The organism is Camelimonas sp. FR25 (assembly GCF_059740505.1).
Map to the genome: position 1 here is coordinate 78,700 of NZ_JCAWFG010000020.1, position 20,020 is coordinate 98,719.

Annotated in this window: 14 protein-coding genes and 1 pseudogene; 7 read left to right on the plus strand and 8 right to left on the minus strand. The window is 66.8% G+C overall.

Annotation, left to right across the window (positions count from 1 at the left end):
- Positions 1-142 precede the first annotated feature (142 nt).
- On the minus strand, positions 143-2,737 hold the full coding sequence (locus AC6A67_RS02625) for a sensor histidine kinase (protein ID WP_498034983.1): 2,595 nt from the start codon (positions 2,735-2,737) through the stop codon (positions 143-145).
- Positions 2,738-2,953: 216 nt separating this feature from the next.
- Positions 2,954-4,363 (minus strand): adenosylhomocysteinase, encoded by a 1,410-nt coding sequence (ahcY, locus tag AC6A67_RS02630; protein WP_498034985.1) that lies wholly within the window; start codon positions 4,361-4,363, stop codon positions 2,954-2,956.
- Between the two features lie 445 nt (positions 4,364-4,808).
- Between ahcY and AC6A67_RS02635 the strand changes: the two genes are divergently transcribed.
- Positions 4,809-5,738: an SMP-30/gluconolactonase/LRE family protein gene (locus AC6A67_RS02635; protein WP_498034986.1), complete on the plus strand. Its 930-nt coding sequence runs from the start codon at positions 4,809-4,811 to the stop codon at positions 5,736-5,738.
- A 198-nt stretch (positions 5,739-5,936) separates the two neighbouring features.
- On the opposite strand, the gene AC6A67_RS02640 is transcribed toward AC6A67_RS02635, so the two are convergent.
- Together AC6A67_RS02640 and AC6A67_RS02645 are read right to left on the minus strand one after the other, a co-directional pair.
- Complete coding sequence (locus tag AC6A67_RS02640) at positions 5,937-6,662, minus strand: type 1 glutamine amidotransferase (RefSeq protein ID WP_498034987.1); 726 nt, start codon at positions 6,660-6,662, stop codon at positions 5,937-5,939.
- A gap of 207 nt (positions 6,663-6,869) precedes the next feature.
- Positions 6,870-7,652, minus strand: a complete 783-nt coding sequence (locus AC6A67_RS02645; RefSeq protein ID WP_498034988.1) for an SDR family NAD(P)-dependent oxidoreductase — start codon at positions 7,650-7,652, stop codon at positions 6,870-6,872.
- Positions 7,653-8,725: 1,073 nt separating this feature from the next.
- Between AC6A67_RS02645 and AC6A67_RS02650 the strand changes: the two genes are divergently transcribed.
- The 5 genes from AC6A67_RS02650 to AC6A67_RS02670 all read left to right on the plus strand — a co-directional run bounded on the left by AC6A67_RS02650 (position 8,726) and on the right by AC6A67_RS02670 (position 13,635).
- On the plus strand, positions 8,726-10,273 hold the full coding sequence (locus tag AC6A67_RS02650) for a YifB family Mg chelatase-like AAA ATPase (protein ID WP_498034990.1): 1,548 nt from the start codon (positions 8,726-8,728) through the stop codon (positions 10,271-10,273).
- A gap of 58 nt (positions 10,274-10,331) precedes the next feature.
- Positions 10,332-11,222 (plus strand): acid phosphatase, encoded by an 891-nt coding sequence (locus AC6A67_RS02655; protein ID WP_498034992.1) that lies wholly within the window; start codon positions 10,332-10,334, stop codon positions 11,220-11,222.
- A gap of 259 nt (positions 11,223-11,481) precedes the next feature.
- The gene (locus tag AC6A67_RS02660; protein WP_498034994.1) at positions 11,482-11,721 is read left to right on the plus strand and encodes a hypothetical protein; all 240 of its coding nucleotides are present in this window, start codon (positions 11,482-11,484) and stop codon (positions 11,719-11,721) included.
- Between the two features lie 272 nt (positions 11,722-11,993).
- On the plus strand, positions 11,994-12,620 hold the full coding sequence (locus AC6A67_RS02665) for an HAD-IA family hydrolase (RefSeq protein WP_498034996.1): 627 nt from the start codon (positions 11,994-11,996) through the stop codon (positions 12,618-12,620).
- A 175-nt stretch (positions 12,621-12,795) separates the two neighbouring features.
- Positions 12,796-13,635 carry an HpcH/HpaI aldolase family protein gene (locus AC6A67_RS02670; RefSeq protein ID WP_498034997.1) on the plus strand — a complete coding sequence of 280 codons (840 nt, stop codon included), beginning with the start codon at positions 12,796-12,798 and terminating at the stop codon, positions 13,633-13,635.
- Between the two features lie 9 nt (positions 13,636-13,644).
- Here AC6A67_RS02670 and AC6A67_RS02675 read toward each other — a convergent pair whose 3' ends face one another.
- Positions 13,645-14,349: an alpha/beta hydrolase gene (locus AC6A67_RS02675; RefSeq protein ID WP_498034998.1), complete on the minus strand. Its 705-nt coding sequence runs from the start codon at positions 14,347-14,349 to the stop codon at positions 13,645-13,647.
- 978 nt (positions 14,350-15,327) lie between these two features.
- Positions 15,328-15,954: pseudogene (locus tag AC6A67_RS02680) on the minus strand (DNA-3-methyladenine glycosylase family protein); the annotation flags it as partial.
- 267 nt (positions 15,955-16,221) lie between these two features.
- On the opposite strand from AC6A67_RS02680, the gene gluQRS reads away from it, so the two are divergent.
- Complete coding sequence (gene gluQRS, locus AC6A67_RS02685) at positions 16,222-17,124, plus strand: tRNA glutamyl-Q(34) synthetase GluQRS (RefSeq protein ID WP_498035000.1); 903 nt, start codon at positions 16,222-16,224, stop codon at positions 17,122-17,124.
- Positions 17,125-17,208: 84 nt separating this feature from the next.
- Here gluQRS and AC6A67_RS02690 read toward each other — a convergent pair whose 3' ends face one another.
- Positions 17,209-19,299: a peptidoglycan DD-metalloendopeptidase family protein gene (locus AC6A67_RS02690; RefSeq protein WP_498035001.1), complete on the minus strand. Its 2,091-nt coding sequence runs from the start codon at positions 19,297-19,299 to the stop codon at positions 17,209-17,211.
- A gap of 512 nt (positions 19,300-19,811) precedes the next feature.
- Positions 19,812-20,020: hypothetical protein (locus AC6A67_RS02695; RefSeq protein WP_498035002.1), on the minus strand; the 209-nt coding region annotated here is incomplete at its 5' end.

The following is a 20,020-nucleotide window of genomic DNA, read 5'->3' on the forward strand; positions in this document are numbered from 1 at the left end:
AGACATGCGTCTGGGCCAATGCGCCTGCCCAATTTAGCTAGCCGGGGCGCGCGCCGCCCACAGATAGCACGCCAAGCCATTGCCGCAGCATCTTTTTCTGCGCGCGTCCCGATGGGTCGCGGCCAGGCCGCACACCGCGGCTTCACACCGCCCTGGCGTCGTCGCCTTGCGTTGGCGCCTCGCCAGGCGCCGCCGGGAAAAAGCAGCTGACATGGGTGCCGACGCCTGGCGTCGAGGCGATCTCCACCCGGCCGCCGTGCAATTCGACGAAGGCGCGGACCATCGCCAGCCCCAGGCCGACGCCGCGACGGCGGGCGTCTGGCGCGTGGCTCTCGAAACGGTCGAACACCCGGTCGATGATCGCCGCGGGGATGCCCTGGCCTTCATCGATGACGTCGAAACGCACATGGCCGTCGCTGTCGCGCACCTTCAGCCAGACATTGGTGTTGCGGCTGGAGAAGCGGATGGCGTTGGACAGCAGGTTGAACAGCACCTGGCGCACCCGCTTGGGATCGGCGGTCAGAGCGCTGACATCCGGGGCGATGTCGACGTGCAGGGCGATGGAGGCCTCGGCCAGCCGGTCCTCGACGCCGCGCGAGGCGGCGGCGATGGTGGCCGCCACGTCGATCGGCTGGGGCGCCAGCTCCAGCTCGCCATTGTCGATGGAGGCGAGGTCGAGAATGTCGTCGATGATGGCGTTGAGCGCCGTCGACGATTGCATGATGTGGTCGGCGTATTCGCGCTGGCGCTCATTGAGCGGACCGCCCATGCCGCCGGCCAGCATCTCAACGAAGCCAATGATATTGGTCAGCGGCGAACGCAGCTCGTAGGAGACGTGGTGCACGAAATCATCGCGCAATTGCGAGGCCTTGAGCAGCGCCTCATTGCGTTCGGTCAGCGCCCGCTCAATGCCGACCGAATCCGTGACATTGGTGAAGGTCAGCAGGGTTGAGCCATCGGGCAGCGGCGCCATATTGCAATCGATGACCACGCCGGCGTCGGCGGTCGCGCCAGCCTGGCTCTCCATCCGGCAGGCGCCGCCACGGCGGTCGTCGTGCAGGCCGACAATGGCGTCGCGCAGCATGGTCCAGTTGTCGGCGTCGCCGGCGATCTTGCTGGCCCGGGCCATCACCTCGTCAATATGCGGCTCGGTGGCCACCACCTCGGCGCTGATGCCCCACAGCTCGGCGAAGGCGGGGTTCGACAGGCGCAGGCGGCCATCGGGGCCGAACACGGCGACGCCCTCGCGCAGGGTGTCGAGGGTTTCGCCCTGAACACGCAGCAGGCCATTGTAGCGGGACTCGAGCTGGAAACGCTCGGTGACATCGTCATACAGATAGGTGACGCCGCCCTGCGGATTAGGATTGACCACCACGCGGATGATGCGGCCATCGGGCAGGTGCCACCAGTGCTCCTGCGGCTCCACCGCCGTGTAGCCGGAGAGCACATTGGCCTTCCACTGGCGGAAATCGGCCTCTTCCGGCAGGCGCCGCCAGCTGCGCAGCCGCTCGAGGATGTCGCCGTCGCCTGGCGCCGTGTCGAGCCAGTCCTGGTCCAGCGTCCACAGCAGACGATAGGCGGCGTTATGGAAGATCAGCTTGCGGGCGCCGTCGAAGATGGCCACCGCCGTCGAAAGCTGGTCGAGGGTGCGGGCGTGCGCCTCCATCTGCCGGGTGAAGTCATCGCGCAGCCGGGCCAGCTCTGACACGTCGGTGGCGATGCCAGCGCTGCCAAAGCCGCCAGGCGTCTCGACCACCTCCATAATGCGGCGGTCGCCGGCGATCACCGCCGGGGCGCGGGTCTGCCACGGCGCGCCGAGGGCGCGCTGGCGACGGGCGTCGGCGAGGGTGGTCTGGTCGAGCAGTTCCAGCCCGTCGCGCGTCACGGCGGCGAGGTCAGCGGCCTCCACGGCGCGCACATAAGCGGCGTTGGCCCAGACGATGCGCTCATCGCGGTCCCGCACCCACACCGGCTGCGGGATTTCATCGAGCATGTCGCGCACGGCGCCGAGCTCGCCGCCGGTCGCCGCCAGCTGGTCCTCCAGCCGCGCCTTACCGGCGCGCTCGCCGGTGATCTCGCGCAGCCGCAGCGACGGCGCCCCGGCGATAATGCGGCCTTCGGCGGCGATAAAGCGCTCGCTGTGGGTGCGCACCACCAGCGACAGCGGCTCGCCGACATCGCGCAGCCGGCCCAGCGCCTTGTCCATGGCCTGGGCGTCGGAGGGACGCAGCCAGGCGCCGAAGGCCAGCAGCCTTTCGGGCTGCTCAACGCCGGCGAACGCACCATCGCTGTCGATGATCGGCGCGCCATCCGGGCCAGGCCAGGTGATCAGCGCCTGTGGTTCGCTGGCCAGAAACACGTCGGCCTGGGCGTGCAGCAGCCGGGCATGGCGCAACTCATGCTCCATGGCCCGCATGTCCTTGCGCCAGCGGGCGCGCATGGCGTGATGTAGCCAGGCAGTGGCGGCGAGGCACAGGCCAAGGCCGACCACCACAACCATCAAGCCAAGCCGCGCGGGGTCGCCCAGCGCATCGGCGAGGGCAGGCGTGGCGGCGGTCTCAGCAAAGCTGGGGGTGGCGGCGCCGGCCAGCGCCGCGATGCTGGTGAGACCTGCGCGCGCCCAGGACGGCGCCAGCCGGGTCAGCATGGCGCGCACGGAGGCGCCGCTGCGGCCGGCGCGGCGCATTGCGGAGCCAGGAAGGTGGCTGAGGTGCCTGAACAGGCGCGGGCCGGTCATCCCGTCCGTCTCCATGGCGGCGGGCCCGCCGCAGTCGTGTGGTCGCGAGGCCGGAAACGACCCGCAGGCCGCACGCTCCGAATCAGCGCGAGTGTACCTGCGGCGCCGGACAATAAAAAACCGGCGGGAGTTATCCCGCCGGAATGTGCGTATTTGTTGAGCCTGCGGCCGGAAACAGGGGCGATGGCCGCAGCGCGCCCCCTGTTCCGCGTGGTCTCAGTAACGGTAGTGGTCGGCCTTGTAGGGGCCCTCGACGGTGACGCCGATGTACGCGGCCTGCTCGGGGCTGAGCTGGGTCAGCTTCACCCCGATCTTGGCGAGGTGCAGACGGGCCACCTTCTCATCGAGATGCTTGGGCAGGGTGTAGACCTTCCTGTCGTACTGGCCCTCGCGGGTGAACAGTTCGATCTGCGCCAGCGTCTGATTGGTGAACGACGCCGACATGACGAAGGACGGGTGGCCGGTGGCGTTGCCGAGATTCACCAGGCGGCCTTCCGACAGCAGGATGATGCGGTGACCGTCAGGGAACTCGATCTCGTCAACCTGCGGCTTGATGTTGTGCCACTTCAGGTTCTTCAGGCCAGCGATCTGGATCTCATTGTCGAAGTGGCCAATGTTGCAGACGATTGCCCGATCTTTCATCAGCCGCATGTGATCAACGGTGATGATGTCCTTGTTGCCGGTGGCGGTGACATAGATGTCGGCGCGCGGCAGGGCGTCTTCGATGGTCGTGACCTCGTAGCCTTCCATCGCCGCCTGCAGGGCGCAGATCGGATCGACTTCCGAGACGATGACACGGGCGCCAGCCTGGCGCAGCGAAGCGGCTGAGCCCTTGCCCACGTCGCCGAAGCCAGCGACGAACGCCACCTTGCCCGACATCATCACGTCGGTGCCGCGACGGATGCCGTCGACCAGCGACTCGCGGCAACCATAGAGGTTGTCGAACTTCGACTTGGTGACGCTGTCATTGACGTTGATGGCCGGGAACAGCAGCTTGCCGTCCTTCTCCATCTGGTACAGGCGATGCACGCCCGTGGTGGTCTCTTCCGAAACGCCCTTGATCGACTTCGCCACTTCGCCGAACCAGCCCTTGGGCTTGGTGGCGAGGATCTTCTTGATCAGGGCGAAGAGGATTTCCTCTTCTTCCGAACCAGCCTGGTCGAGGAAGGCGACGTCGCCGCCCTCAGCGCGCACGCCGAGGTGGATCAGCAGGGTGGCGTCGCCGCCGTCGTCGAGGATCATGTTCGGCATGCCGCCGTCGTGCCACTCGAACAGCTTCAGGGTGTAGTCCCAGTAGTCGGTGAGCGACTCGCCCTTGATGGCGAACACCGGCGTGCCGGCGGCGGCGATGGCCGCGGCGGCGTGATCCTGGGTCGAATAGATGTTGCACGACACCCAGCGCACGTCAGCGCCGAGCGCCTTCAGCGTCTCGATCAGCACGGCGGTCTGAATGGTCATGTGCAGCGAGCCGGCGATGCGCGCGCCCTTCAGCGGCTGCGACGCGCCATATTCCTCACGGGTCGCCATCAGGCCTGGCATTTCGCTCTCGGCGATGGCGATTTCCTTGCGGCCCCAGTCGGCCAGGGTGATGTCCTTGACGATGTAGTCGTGGGTAGGCTGGGACATGGGATTCCTGCTGCAGAATGTGTGGCGCGGCTGGTCCGGTGACCTGACGGGCGATGGGCTGGATGATGCGCGGCGTCTGTGACAGCCATTCATTCCGGCGCCCCAGGGGCCGCGTCGGGCCGGCGCACGGATATCGCCGCATGACCGGCGCTGTCTAGCATCGCCAGCGTCATAGCGCAATAAAGATATAAAGAAATCTTTATGTCGGCTTGGCGTCGGCCGCTGCGCCTCGCCCTGGCGGAATATTCAGGACGGCTCGCCCGTCGAGGGCGGAGCGCCGCCGGGCTGGCTTAGGCGATTTACGACGCGGCTGCGGCCCGCGCGGCGCCTCCGATTGCCTGCGGAATGGCTGCCTTGCGTCATAGGGTGCTGACGCGGGCGCGGATTTGCGCCAACCTTGGCGAAACCGGCGCCAACAGTCCGGACATTCTGGGAGTAAATGCCTGTGAGCAAGGTGGAGCTAGAACTCGTCGCCGAAGGTCTGGAGTTTCCCGAGGGGCCGGTGGCCATGGCCGATGGCTCGGTCATTCTCGTGGAAATTCGGCGCAAGACGCTGACCCGTGTCGCGCCTGACGGCAGCGTGAGCGTGGTCGCGGAACTGGGCGGCGGTCCCAATGGCGCCGCCATCGGGCCAGACGGCGCCATGTATGTCACCAACAATGGCGGGTTCAACTGGGTGGCGCGCGCCGATGGCAGCCTCGCGCCGCATGGCTATCCGGCGGATTATCAGGGCGGCTGCATCCAGCGGGTCGACCTTCACACGGGCGCGGTGAGCACGCTCTACACCGAGGGCGGCGGCCGCCGTCTGCGCGGGCCCAACGATCTGGTGTTCGACGCTGAGGGCGGCTTCTGGTTCACCGATCTGGGCAAGGCCGATGATGAGCGCATCGACATTGGCCACCTTTATTATGCAAAGGCTGACGGCTCGATGATCGTCAAGGCGCGCAGCGGCCTGATGACGCCGAATGGCGTGGGCCTGTCGCCAGACGGCGCGATCGTGCATGTGGCCGAGACCCGCACCTCACGTGTCTGGAATTTCCAGATCGCCGGACCAGGCCAGATCGCGGGGGGCGCCGACCGCTTCGCCGCCCAGCCGGCGGTGATGGGTCCGCTGCCTGGCTATCAGCTGCTCGACTCGCTGGCGGTGGAGGCCGACGGCCGCGTGTGCGCGGCGACTATCGCCAATGGCGGCGTCACCATCTTCAACCCCGCCGACAACAGCCATGAGCATGTGCCGGTGCCAGACACCATCACCACCAATATCTGCTTCGGCGGCGCCGACATGCGCGACGCCTGGATCACCGCCTCCGCCACTGGCAAATTGTACAAATGCCGCTGGCCGCGTCCGGGCCTGAAGCTGAATTACAACGCCTGAGGCTTCTGCGCTGCGAGCCCCCGGCGAGAGATGGTCAAGCCATAAATGCGCCTGACCATGCCGGGGGGCCTGAGCATCGTTGCTCCCCCATCAATTGGGCCGCTCCGCGCTTGCACCCTCGCGGAGCGGGTCGGGCGGCGGTGCGCCGCTCAATGCTGACTTGCGCGCTGTCGCCGCCTTTGCAAACCTGTGCGAAGGTCAGCTTTTGGCGGCCAGAGCGTCGCGATAGAATTGCGCGAAGGCGCGCGCGACAATGTCGTTGTCGAGGCCGCCCGCAGCCAGCGACGCGCAAGCATCCAGTTTGAGCTGTGGGGCGATGGCGCTGTCTCGCGTCTGCTCGAGCAGGGCGCGAACCGTATCCGGCTGGAACTCCGGGTGGAACTGCACCGACATTTGCGGGAAATCATAGCGTAGCCCGCCATGCGGCGAGCGTCGGCAGGCGATGATCACCTCGGACGACGGCGGCGGCGTCATCACCTGGTCCTGGTGAAACGACAGGGCGTTGAGCTCGGCGCGTCCTGCAAACAGCTCGCGCGCATCTGGGGCTACCGTGTGGGTGGCCCGGCCCAGGTTCCAGCCGCCTGCATATTGGGCGACGGCGCCGCCATGGGCGTGGGCCATGATCTGGTGGCCGAAACACACGCCGCCGACGGGAATGCGCAGGCGCGCCGCCTCACGCAGGAAGGCGGCGAGGGGCGGCATCCACGGCAGATCCTCATACACCCCGGCGCGGGAGCCGGTGAGAATGAACGCGTCGTAATCGGTTGGGGCGGGCAGGGGCTCGCCGGCCGGGACCAGCGTGGCGCTGAATTCGGCCTCAGGCAGCGCCGGCTTGAGCCAGGCGATGAACAGATCGCGGAAGCGCACGCCGCGCTCCCCGGCGTCCGGGCCAAGGTCGTCGAGTTCGAGTATATGCAGGCGCATGGCCGTCTGATCCATCTTGGCCGGCGAGCGGCGCGAGAAGCGCCTGCGCACTGAAGCGGCGCTGCGGCGAAAAACAGGCCAGCGGCATGGCATATTGCGCCTGCGATGATCAACAGCCGCCTGGCGATGGCGACAATTTGCGCAATGCAAATGAAAAGGCCGGCGCGCGAGCGCCGGCCTTCCCTTACTGCAATGATGCAGCGTCTATCAGCGCGGAGCCATACGGATGGCGCCGTCCAGACGGACGTCTTCGCCATTGAAGTAGCCGTTGGTGATCATGGTCACGGCCAGCTGCGCGTACTCTTCCGGGTTGCCGAGACGCTTCGGGAACGGCACCGAAGCCGACAGGGCGGCCTTGACGTTCTCAGGAGCGCCCTGCAGCAGCGGGGTGTTGAAGATGCCCGGCAGGATGGTGTTGCAACGGATGCCTTCGCTCATCAGGTCACGGGCGATCGGCAGGGTCATGCCGACGACGCCAGCCTTCGAGGCCGAGTAAGCCACCTGGCCCATCTGGCCGTCTTCAGCCGCCACCGAAGCGGTGTTGACGATCGCGCCGCGCTCGCCGTGCTCCAGCGGGTCGAGCGACAGCATGCCCTGCGCCGACTTGGCGATGCAGCGGAAGGTGCCGACCAGGTTGATCTGGATGATGCGGTTGAAGGCGTCGAGCGGGAAGTGGGTGGCTTCGCCGGTCTTCTTGTCGCGGCCAGCGGTCTTGATGGCGTTGCCGGTGCCGGCGCAGTTCACCAGGATACGCTCCTGGCCGTGCGCGGCGCGGGCCTTGGCGAAGCCGGCGTCGACCATCTCTTCATTGGTGACGTCGACCTTGCAGAACACGCCGCCGAGTTCCTTGGCGATCTCTTCGCCCTTCTCTTCGTTGAAGTCGAAGATGGCGACCTTGACGCCCTGCGCGGCAAGCGCGCGGGCGGTTGCAGCGCCAAGACCAGAAGCGCCGCCGGTGACAACTGCGGAAACGGATGAATCGAGCTTCAAGGCAAATACCTCCCAAACGGCGGCCAGCACATGAACGACTGGCCACGCATGACGCCCGGTCCCGACGGCGTGGCCGCAAGACCGATGAATGTTCTGGCGAGCGGCGCGCACGCCCTAGGCTGGAAACGGTCCGGACATGCGCCAGACCACTCCGACCACAACGACGACTCCGCCGGACCGAAACTTGCCACTAGCCATATTGCCCGTCGCACGTGTTGGTCAAGCGTTTGGCAGGTGGGATTCATGGGCGGGGATTTGTGTGCAGTTCGATGTGGCTGCCCGACGGACTGCTGACTGCGGCGCGGCGGCGCAGCGGGGCATGTGAGATCATTGTTCCATAGCGCTGGATCAGTGATCGGGATCGCGGCGCGCGCGGCGACACGTCGCAGGCCTGATGTGTCGAGGGCGGGCGTGGCGCTGAGGGAAAACGGCGTAGGCGGCGCCCAGCTGGCGGCCGGATAACAACCGCATTGCGAATAAGGTCTTCACCTCCGGCGTCTGCGGGACGCCCCCCTCTCCACGCAGGGAGGGAACTCTGATCGATCAATCGATGCCGTTTGAACCGAACGCTTCAATACCAGGGCTGCGAAGATGCTGACGGATCCGCGGCCTGCACAGCACAAGCGCTTCCCGGACGCGGCCGGCGCGCCATGAGTCATGCACATCGGGCGACGCCATAAAGCGCGCCCGGCGCCCATGCTTTTGCGCATGACATGTCAAACGTGAAGTGTCGCGTCGGCGCTGCGCTTGCTCATGCGAGTCGATGATCAGGTAGCGCGCTGAAGCCTCGAGGCCGTGCAACGCGGGCGTGCGACGTGGGATAGCAGGGCGGCGTCTCGTCCTGGCTAGGATTCAGGTCAAGCAAATGCCTCGTCTTGCGTCGCCAAACGCTTTAAAGCCGTCATAGAAAGCAAAATGTAATAACAAATTGCCGAAATAATTCGGCGAAATGTAATGGGCTAGCATTGTCTAGAAAATAATATATGTAATCGGCAAAATCAATATTCAATTGTATTGCTTTTTCATTTCAAACAGCATGGAATAACGATCAGGCGCGACTGAAAGGTGTGTGCATGGTCACGCAGGTTTCCACGGTCGCCTTTTCGGGGATCGAAGCGCGGCCGGTCGAGGTGCAGGTGCAACTGTCGAGTGGGATGGTGGCCTTTGCCGTGGTCGGGCTGGGTGACAAGGCGGTGACGGAATCGCGTGAGCGGGTGCGGGCGGCGCTGCTGGCGGTGGGGCTGGCGCTGCCGGCGAAGCGCATCGTCGTCAATTTGGCGCCGGCGGACATGCCCAAGGAGGGGGCGCATTACGATTTGCCGATTGCGCTGGCGGTCATGGCGGCGATCGGCGCTATTCCATCGGATGCAATCGACGGTTTCACGGTGTTGGGGGAGCTGGCGCTGGATGGGGCGATCCGGCGGGTGTCGGGGGTGCTGCCGGCCGCGATCACCGCTTCGGCGCGGGGCCATGGACTGATCTGTCCCGCCGCCTGTGGGGGGGAGGCGGCGTGGGCGGGTGAGGACCTCGACATTCTCGCGCCGGAGTCGCTGGTGCGCATCGTCACCCATTTTCAGGGCGCGCAGCCGATGCGTCGCCCCGTCGCCGCCATGCGGCAGGCTGATGACGCCTTGCCGGATCTGCGCGATGTGCGGGGGCAGCAGCTGGGGCGGCGGGCGCTGGAAGTGGCGGCGGCTGGCGGGCACAATCTGCTGATGAGCGGCCCGCCAGGCGCTGGCAAGTCCATGCTGGCGCAGCGCCTGCCTTCGCTGCTGCCGCCGTTGCAGCCGAAAGAGCTGCTTGAGATTTCCATGGTGCATTCAGTGGCCGGGCTGTTGGGGGCAGGGGCGCTGAGCAGTCGCAGGCCGTTTCGGGCGCCGCACCATTCCGCCTCGATGGCGGCGCTGGTCGGCGGCGGCGTCACAGCGCGCCCGGGCGAAATCTCCCTGGCGCATCATGGCGTGCTGTTTCTGGATGAGTTGCCGGAGTACTCGCCGCAGGCGCTCGACAGCCTCCGTCAGCCGCTGGAAAGCGGTGAGGTGATGGTGGCGCGCGCCAATCACCGCGTCACCTATCCGGCCAGGTTCCAGCTGGTGGCGGCGATGAACCCGTGCCGGTGCGGGCGGGGCAGCGAACCCGGCTATGCCTGCAAGCGCGCGCCCAATGAGCGCTGCATGGCGCAATATCAGGCGCGGCTGTCAGGCCCCTTGCTCGATCGCATTGATCTGGTGATCGAGACCCCGCCAGTGAAAGCCTCTGATCTGATGCAGGCGATGGCTGGCGCGCCAGATGGTGAGAGCTCCGCCACGGTCGGCAAGCGTGTCGCCAGCGCAAGGGCGCGGCAGCGTCGGCGCTATGCCGCGCTTGGGGTCGCTGAGGCGCTCAATGCTTCGTGTCCGGCGAACCTGTTGCCGGAGGTGGCGACGCCGGACGCTGAGGGCCTCGGCCTGTTGCGTATCGCAGCGGACAGTATGCAATTGTCGGCGCGCGCCTGGCATCGCGTGCTGCGTGTCGCCCGCACCCTCGCTGACCTGGAAGGCGAGGCACAGGTGGGGCGCCCGCATGTGGGGGAAGCCCTGGCGTTTCGCATGGCTATTGATCGGGCGTCTCGCGCTGCCTGATAGTGCTGTGACCGAAACGCCTGGTCGCAACAGGCTGGCGCATATCGTGGAGGACGCCATGGGTAAGACAGGTTTCTGGCTGGCGGGCGCATTGTGCCTGATGGCGGCGGGCGCGAGCGCGCAGGAGGCCGGCAAAGCGGCTTCCGCCCCTGCGGCAGGAGCGGCGATCCCGGCTGGATTGGCTGGCCGCGCGGCGGCGCCCACCACCAATCCGGCTGAGCTGAAAGAGCTGCGGCCCGGCGTGTTGCCCGGCTATCTGCCGCGTGAGCAGCTGGTGGATTCGCTCGCCCTGCTTGGTCCGGCGCCAGAGCCAGGCTCGGCCACCGCCACGGTCGACGAAGCGATCCGCGCTGAGGCGCAGAAGCTGAAGGACACCGCGCGCTACCGCGTGGCGGCGCGCGACGCCATTTATCGCACCCCCGCCGTGGTCGACGCCTTCTCTTGCGCCATCGGCGTCAGGATCAGCCAGAGCACGACGCCGCATCTCAATATGTTGCTACGTCGCACGCTCACCGACGCGGGCCTCGCCACCTATAAGGCCAAGAGCAAATATATGCGGCAACGGCCCTATGTCGCCGCAAATGACACGGGCACCTGCTATGCGGATGATGAGGAGCCCCTGCGCAAGGATGGCTCCTATCCGTCGGGCCACGCAGCCTTCGGCTGGGCCTGGGCGTTGATCCTCGCGGAAGCAGCGCCGCAGGAGGCCAACGCCATCATCCGGCGGGGCTATGACTATGGCCAGAGCCGGGTGATCTGCGGCTACCACTGGCAGAGCGACGTCAACGCCGGCCGGATGGTCGGCGCGGCGGTGGTCGCCCAGCTGCACGCCAATCCAGTGTTCATGGCGCAGTTGCAGGAGGCGAAAAAGGAAATCGCCGCTGCGCGGGCCAAGGGCGCCGATGCGCCGGATTGTACGCTCGACAACGCCGTGGCCAGCGGCGGCTGAGGCCGGGACAGGTTGGACCAGTAGCGCGGCTGATCTGGCGGCGGGTTCTGTCCGCCACCAGCAAATTCAACGCCAACGCTGATCGGAACAGGAAAGCGCGGGCGGTCCTTTGGCGCCTCGCGCCGCCGCCGGCGCCGGTCCGGGTCGCGACAGATGCCACGGGACGCTGCGTATTTCGCGTTGCGCCCATCGTGGCCTGGCTCTAGTTTTTCGCCCATGGCCAGGGCGCGCCAGGCGCCGACAGAGGCCGGGGGGACGTATGAAGACCAAGATCGCACTTCGGCCAGCCGTGCTCAGGCTCGCTGCGCTCACCGCCGTTTGCGCAGCGCTCGGCGCCTGCCAGTCCACGCAGAACCGCCAGCAGGAGCTGGCCCGCATCTGCGCTGACCCATCCAGCCTGCGTCCGGACAGTTTCTATTTCGCCGAATGCGTCGCCTACAAGAATCCGACCCCGGACCAGCGGCGGCAGATCTACATTCGCACCCAGCCCATCAGCTGACGACCAGCCGGCGGCGCCATGCACAACGCGTCGCCGGGACGGCGACGTGGTGTTCTCGCCGCAACCCGGCTGGCGCGGTTGTCGGCCGGGCATAGCGCAACGCTGCCGTTGGTCGGCGTTTGGCGCCTTGCCGGTCCCGCTGGCGCTGGCAAGCGCGACCGGCCATCGCCGTCAGGCGCCGCCGCCATGCTTCCGGCGCACTTTCGCCAGGCCAGTTTGCCGTTTACAACCCTGCGCAATGCAAGCTGGCGCAAGGCCTGGAGGAGACGAGCGTGATCGAAGCAGTGATTTGGGATTTTGGCGGCGTGATCTCGTCGAGCCCGTTTGAAGCCTTTAACCGCTATGAGGCCGAGCGCGGCCTGCCCAAGGATTTCCTGCGTACGGTCAACGCCACCAATCATCTCGATAACGCCTGGGCCAAGGTCGAGCGCAACGAGATCGACAATGACGCCTTCGACCGGCTGTTCGCCGACGAGAGCAAGGCCCTGGGGCATGAGGTGCCGGGCCGCGACATGTTCGAGCTGCTCGGCGGCGACCTGCGCCCCGAGATGGTCGAGGCCCTGCGCCGTATCTCGGCGCGAATGAAGACTGGCTGCATCACCAACAATCTGGTGGTTAGCGCCGTCGACAATCCGAAGTCGATCTACAAGGCCGAGGTGATGGCCCTGTTCAATGAAGTGATTGAGAGCGCCGTCATCGGCCTGCGCAAGCCCGACCCGCGCATTTACACCATGATGACCGACAAACTTGGCGTCGATCCGGCCCGCTGCGTCTATCTCGACGACCTCGGCATCAATCTCAAGCCAGCCCGCGCCCTCGGCATGACCACCATCAAGGTGATCGATCCCGCCGTGGCCCTCGACGAGCTCGAGGCCGCCGTCGGCTTCCCGCTGCGCTAGGCGCCTCGGATACAACGGCGCCGCAAGGGCGCATAGGCACAAGGGCGCTGACGGCTTCTGGCCGAAGCCCGTCAGGCGTCTGCATCATCGGGCGGCGCGCCAGTTTGGCGGGCCGCCCGACAACTTCAATCATTCGGGCGACATGCGCCATCCGGCGCCGCCGTGGGAGCACCCCATGACCCAGCCGACAGCGCCGCAGCAAGCCCCCGCCCAGCCATCGATCTACGAGCAGTTCGTCACCCGGCTGTCTGGCGACGCGCCAGTGCTGTCAGCGTGGGTCGGCATGGGCGAGCCGCAGATCGCCAGCATACTGGCCCGGTCGGATTTCGACGCCATAACTTTTGACATGCAGCACGGCGCCATTGATTTCGCTGCAGTGGTTCAGGCGGCGCCGCTGGTGATGGCGGCGGGCAAGCCGGCGGTGGCGCGCATCCCGGTTGGGGCGTTCGCCACCGCTTCGCGGCTGCTCGACGCCGGCCTTGCGGCGATCATCGCGCCGATGATCAATTCGGTCGACGACGCGCGCCAGCTCGCCGCATGCTGCAAATTTCCACCTGTCGGCGGCCGCAGCTGGGGGCCGGGCGAATCGCGCCATGCCAGCCTGCTCGACAGCGCCGGCTATCTGGCCAATGCCAACCGGTTGCTGCCGGCCTTCGCCATGGTCGAGACGCGCGAGGCGCTGGCCATTCTCGATGATATCCTCGCTGTCGATGGCGTCGACGGCGTGTTTGTCGGCCCCGCCGATCTGTCGATCGCCCTGTCGGGCGGCGCCCGCATGGATCCGATGGCCGCTGAGGTCAATGAGGCTCTGGCGCATGTGGCGGCGCGCTGCCGCGCCGTCGGCAAGACGCCTTGCGTCTATGCGGTGACGGCGGAGCGCGCGCGGGAACTTGCCGGGATGGGCTTTGCCTTTGTGGCGATTTCCGGTGACGGCGCCCTGTTGCGCGCTGCCGCAGACAATGCTGTGGCCGTGGCGCGCGGCGTAACCGCCTGCGCTGGCGCTGGCGGCTACTGAGGCGTCGGCTCAGGCCGAGCGCCGGACCGGACGCTCGGGCAGGCCGAAAGCGCGGGCCAGAAAGCGGCCTGCGGCGACTACCCCCCTGGCCCCCGGCGTATGGCCGACGCCCTGCAACACCTGGGTCTGATGCGGCACGCCCGCCGCCGACAATACCCTGGCGGTCAGTGTCAGCGCCTCAGCCGGGATCACCGTATCATCGGCGCCATGCACCAGCAGCACCGGCGGGCGACTGACGATGCTCTGCGGCAGGCGCGCCGCCTCGGGCTGGTCGGCGTCGACCAGGATGCCGGAGAAGCTGACGATGGCTGCCAGGCGCCGCCGTCGCCGCAGGCCGACATCCAGCGCCATCAGCGCCCCCTGGCTGAAGCCGACCAGGGCCACGTCACGTTCCGCCAGATGGTGGGCTTCGAGCTGCTGACCGAGCCAGTCATCCAGCGCTGGCCCCGCCGCAGCGACGCCATCGCGGCGCACCACAGGATCAAACGACGGCAGCGGAAACCACTGGCGCGACCCCAATGGTTCAGGGCAAGGCTGCGGCGCATTGGGGGCAATGAAGCCCACATCTGGCAGCAGGCGGCGCCAGTCACGCGCCAGCCGGAACAGCTGGCTGGCGTCGGAGGCGACGCCATGCAGCAGCACCACCAGCCGGTCGGCGTGGCCATTCTCCGGCATCAGGCGCAGGCAATTCGCTGGCACGTCGTCAATCCGCATAAGGACCTCCTTCGTCTTTGTTCGCGACGCCGACAGCTGAGCCAAATCCCGCCGGGATGCATCGACTGCTTCCCGAGGGCCCTTTGGCTCATGCCGACGACGCAAGGCCGGATGCGCGTGGGCTGACCGGGCAACCGGGGCCGCCGCCCGCGCGCCTGGTGGTCAACGCATGGCGGCGGCGAATGGCCAGGCTCCGACGTGCGGAAACAGGCGATGCTTCGCCCGCAGGGCGCCTGAGCTGTACGTGCCGGACTGGACGCCGTGCGCAGGCCTTCACAAATCTGGAAGCAATATTTGCGCCGACTTGCGGCGCTGCGATGACGGCGAGTGCAGGTGGGTAAGACGCGGCGCGACGCGCCAGCGCCGTCTCACGGCGCATTGCTGCGACGATCTGAATGGCCCGCGCCAGCGCCGCAATGGCGGCGCGTCCTTCATTCTCGCTGGTCACTCCGCTTTGACGGCAACACTCAGCGCCTGCCATGCGGCGGCCAACCGGGCCGGCGCGGGCACATCAGCTGCGACAACACGCCGCCGCAGCGCTGGCGCGACGCCGGGGTGGGTTTGCGCCAGCCGCCGCAGGCCACGTATGGCCGCGATCCGCGTCGCGGTCGGCGCCTGCAGCGCCTCCGCCAGCCGCGTCAAGGGCCTGATCAGCGTTCGCGCTGCGTCCAGATCGCCAGCCCGGCTGACCAGCGCCGCGATAGCCTGGCGCCGCAGCGAGTCGGCGCTTTCAATATCGAGCCGCAAAGCGAGCAGGCGCATGGTTGCGGCGTCCAGCGGCCCAGCCCCACGCATTGCGCTGAGCGCCGCCGCGCGGATCATTGGGTCGGAGGCATGCACGCCTTCAATCAGATCGGGGAGCGTCAGCTGCTTTGTGGAGTCAGCGCCTTGCTCACAGGCGGCGAGGCTGGCGCGGCGGGGCGGTCGCCAGTCAGCAGCTGGCGTGGTTTGGCGGCGCCCAGGGGCGCCAATGACGCCCTCTCGTTGGCGAAACGCTGCGTAAAACGCCCACAGCAACAGGGCCGCCACGCCCCGGTGTGGCCGCCAGCGTTCGGCGAGCCTCTGCATCAGCGCAGCATCGGGACGCTGTTCGAGCCCCAAGGCCTGCCGCGCCGCCTCCTGCAGGGCGAGATCGCCCGCAGGAAACACATCCGGGTGGCCGAGGCAAAACAGCAGATAGATGTCGGCGGTCCACGGACCGACGCCGCTGACGGCTGCGAGACTGGCGTGGGCGTCAGCGCCGCTCAGGCGCCCAAGACCGTGCAGATCAAGCGCGCCGCTGGCGCAGGCGGCGGCGATGGCGCGCGTTGTGCGGATCTTCGGCTGCGACAGGCCGGCCGCAGAAAGCGCTTCGGGCGTGGCGGCGAGGATGGCCTCGGGCGTCAGCGGGGCGAACGCGGCGTGCAGGCGGCGATTGATGGCGGCGGCGCTGGCCACCGACAATTGCTGGGCCATGATGATGCCAACCAGGCCGGCGAAGCCCCCGTCGCGTTTGCGCAGCGGGGGCTTGACCCCAGCGGCGTGAATGTCCGCCAACACGGGATCAAGCCGCAGCAACTCCTGCAGATGGGCTTCAAGCGCTGCCTCAGAATCAATCAGCAACATGCCGCGCTCCCCAGGTCAGGTTTCGCCGTCGCGCCGTGGCGCCGCTTCGGCAGTGTGGCCCGCCCCACGAAGGTGGCGCAAGCTGGAGAAGCGCCACGCGGCGCTTGTGATGCGTGCGTCGGCGCCTTTGCGATCAGGGAGCGCCGGGAGCTATGGTCTCGTGACGTCGCAAGGTTTATGCGGAAATTGCGCAGGCCTCAGCAACGCGCCCCGGCGCGCATGTGGTGAGCCAGGGCCGGTCCATCATCTCCCGCCGCAGGAGTGGCGATGAACGTCGAAAGCAGCGCGTTGAGCGACCAGACATTGCCCATTGCAACGCTGCGTTTTGCGCCCAGCCCCAACGGCTATTTGCACGCCGGTCATGCCTATTCCGCCTTGCTGAACGCCGACTGCGCCCGCCGTCTCAATGGCCGCTTGCTGCTGCGCATGGAGGATATCGACGTCACCCGCTGCCGGCCTGAGTATGAAGCGGCGGCGCTGGAGGATCTGGCATGGCTCGGCGTCGCCTTTGACTGCGCCATGCGACGCCAGAGCGCCCATTTCGACGATTATCACAGCCATATCGCGCGGCTCACCGCGGATGGCCTGACCTACCCGTGCTTTTGCTCGCGAGCGCAGATCGCCGCCGCCGCCAGGCTACGGGGCGACGGGGCGCGCGACCCCGATGGCGCCGTGCTCTATCCGGGAACCTGCCGGCGACTGCCAGAGGCGGAGGTGGCGGCGCGCATGGCTGCGGGTGAGGCGCATGCCTTGCGCCTCGACATGGCGGCGGCGCTCGCCCGCATTGGGGAACCGCTCAGCATGCGTCGCCTGTCGCCTGCGCTGACGATCGACACGGTCAGCGTCGCGCCAGCGCAGTGGGGCGATGTGGTGGTGGCGCGCAAGGAAACGCCGACCAGCTATCACGTCTCCGTGGTCGTCGATGACGCGTTGCAAGGCGTCACCCATGTGGTGCGGGGTCGTGATCTGGAGGCGGCGACCGCCGTGCACCGGCTGCTGCAGAGCCTGTGGGGCTTGCCGGCGCCAGCCTATCTGCATCACCAGCTGTTGCTGGATGCCGCAGGCGACAAGCTGGCCAAAAGCCTTGGGTCAAAACCATTGCGGCAATGGCGGGAAGAAGGGGTTAGCGCCGCAGCCATGCGCGCCATGCTCGGTTTCGCAGGTCCCTGATCGGGGCCTGCGGTTCGCCCTTGAACGCTGCGCCGCCGGGCGCTCGCGGCGTCAGGGCTGCGTCACCAATTGCTGCGACGCCCGTTACTGCGCCTGGACTGCGCCGCCACCTGCGGTGGCGACGCGCGGCCCATCAGCCTTTTCGAGCAAATCATCCACCTGCTGACGGTTCCGGCGGAACTCGGCCATCGCCACGCCCTCCAGCTCGCCGCCGCGGGGCACCTTGATGCGCATTGGATTCACGAACCGGCCATTGATCAGCACCTCATAGTGCAGATGCGGACCCGTCGACAGGCCAGAACTGCCGAGATAGCCGATGACTTGGCCCTGCCGCACCCGCGCCCCAGGCTTGATGCCCTTGGCGAAGGCCGACTGGTGCGAATAGGTGGTTACATAACCATTGGTATGCTGCAACTCGGTGTGTCGCCCGTAGCCGGAATGCCAGCCAGCCTTGCTGACGACGCCGTCGCCAGCCGCCAGAATGGGTGTGCCCACCTTATTGGCCCAGTCCACGCCCGTGTGCATCTTAGAATAGCCGAGGATCGGATGGTTGCGCATACCGAAGCCGGAACGGAGGATGCCATCGGTGATCGGCTTGCGGAGCAGGAATTTCTTCAGCGATTTGCCATCGCGATCGAAGAACTCGATGGTTCCATCCGGGCTCTGGTAGCGATAGACAGTGCGCGTTTCGCCATCAATGGTGAGTGAGGCATACAGCAGCTCAGGCGCTCCGCCTTCCTCATCCTCGGACATGAACACATCCAGCCGGTCGGTGGGCTTGATGTGTCGCGCCAGGTCAAAGTCATAGGCGAAGATCCGCACCAGCTCGGCGACCATCTCGCGTGACAGGCCGTTCTTCAGCCCGGTCTCGTACAGGCTGCTATAGAGGCGGGGCGCGCCGCTATCGCCGTCGTCCTCATCATCGTCATCCGGGTCATTGCGGGCGACGCGGCCACGGGACGCCGGGGTCGCCTCCTGCTCTGGCTCGATAGCGACAAACTCACCCCGGTCATCGAGGGCGGCAATGGCCTCGACCTTGCCGGAGTTGATGACCATCACCCGAACAATCTGGCGGCGGCCGCCACCTGGCTGCTGGGCGGTGACCGGCACGGGAGCCACCAGAATCCGCAGCCGCACACCCTGGGTAATCGACCCCAACCGGATTTTGGCGGCCAGCGCCCGCATGATGGCGCGGATCTGGGCGTCGTCGGCGCCTTTGGCGCGCAAAACCCCCTCGATGTTCTCATCGCGTTTGAGGGTGACCAGCTCCTCTTCCGAGGACTGGGCCGCTTCAGGCGTCGCCTTGGCGAGCACCGTCAGGTTTTCCGGAATAACGTGGACTTCGATCCGCGAAAATGCGCTGTCGCCAGCCTGGCCAAAGCCTGCGCCATCCGCCCCTTCTGGCGTCTCGATCTGTTTGAGGCTGCGTGACAGCAGCAATTGTGGCGGCAGCGGCAGGGCAGGGGCGCCAGCGGCGGGCCGCGACCGCTCATTCTGGCGCAACTGCTGCACCTGGGCGGCGGCTTCGGCTTCCGTCAGCCCCGCCGAGGCAAAGGCCTCGCCACCGTTAAGCGCCGTTTTGACCAGCGACACTTCGGCGTCCGAGACATCGAGCTCGGGCTGTGCCTCGCGCTCAGGCTCGGCGGCGCCGCCATCAGTAAACATTTGCAATGGGTTAAACGCCGGGATGTCGCTGGCATACTGGCCGACGCTCATGGACAGCGGGCTGGCGACACGCACGAAATTGCGGACCTTGATCACTTCCATGGCGCCCGCGCGCAGCGTCACCGGCGATTTGAAGCTTTGGCGGGCGCCGGGGGAAATCTCAAAGCGCACCAGCCGATCAGCGCGATGGGTCGATACCATCGGCGCGTCACCTGTGTGAGTCGAGGCGCGATGGCTGGCGTTGACCATTTCGGGCACGCGCAACACAGAGGCGTCGCTCTCCAGCGAGACGTAAATGGCGGAGCCAATCAGCGCCACACCACATACACCGGTCAACACGGCGCCCGAAAACCAGCGCGGGCTCACCGCGCGCCGGTCGACGCGTGGCGCCGACAGACCGCCAGGATTGAGCGGCGGATCATTGCCAATGTCTGGCGCGGCGGGCGCCCTGTCGGAGCGACGGCGGGTAGGCGCGTGAGAAACCGGTATGTCAGATTTGTCCCACGCCATGCCTGTGTCAGTCGTCCTTCTCAAATGCACGATGATGCGCCGCACAATCATATACTGCGGCCGCATCGCGAAACAGGCGAATGTCCCTCCGCCTGCGCATGCGCATACAACCAATCCTGCGCCCAGGCGATCGACCAACGCATCTGTCTAGCCGCAACCTGAAGCCGCAGCTACTGCGAATGGTTACGTCCACACCCCATGGGAAACTCGCCGCAGGAAGGGCCGGGAGAGGCCTGGGGATTGCAGACGACCCGCGTCGCAAGGCGCAAAGCGCGCAGCAGGATAGGCCGCAGGAACGTGGCTGCAGTGAGGCGCGGCGACGACCGTCTTATCGCGGGACCACGGCACGAGCGCCAGACCCCCAACGAGCGATAGAGCGAACCGGCCTGGAAGCAAGCGCCAAAGCCGGCGCATCGAAGACGCGCGCATGGCGCAGAGCGCCGTCCACAGACCGACTTGCGTCACGCCACTGCGATAAAAACATGAATCACAATGAGATGACGCTGCACATGTCACGTGCACATTGATGCAGTGCGCGCCAGGAAGTCCGCAAATTGAACTTTTTGCGACAGGCCGCGTTGACATCCGAACGGCCTGTCCCCTATAAGCCACTCATCGGCGGCGGACATGAACGGTTCGCCCCACTGCCCATCTCCAGCAGGACAGGCGGATTGACCCGGCGGGTTGTCGGGGTGATCTGGTTTTGCTGTTTGAATGTGGA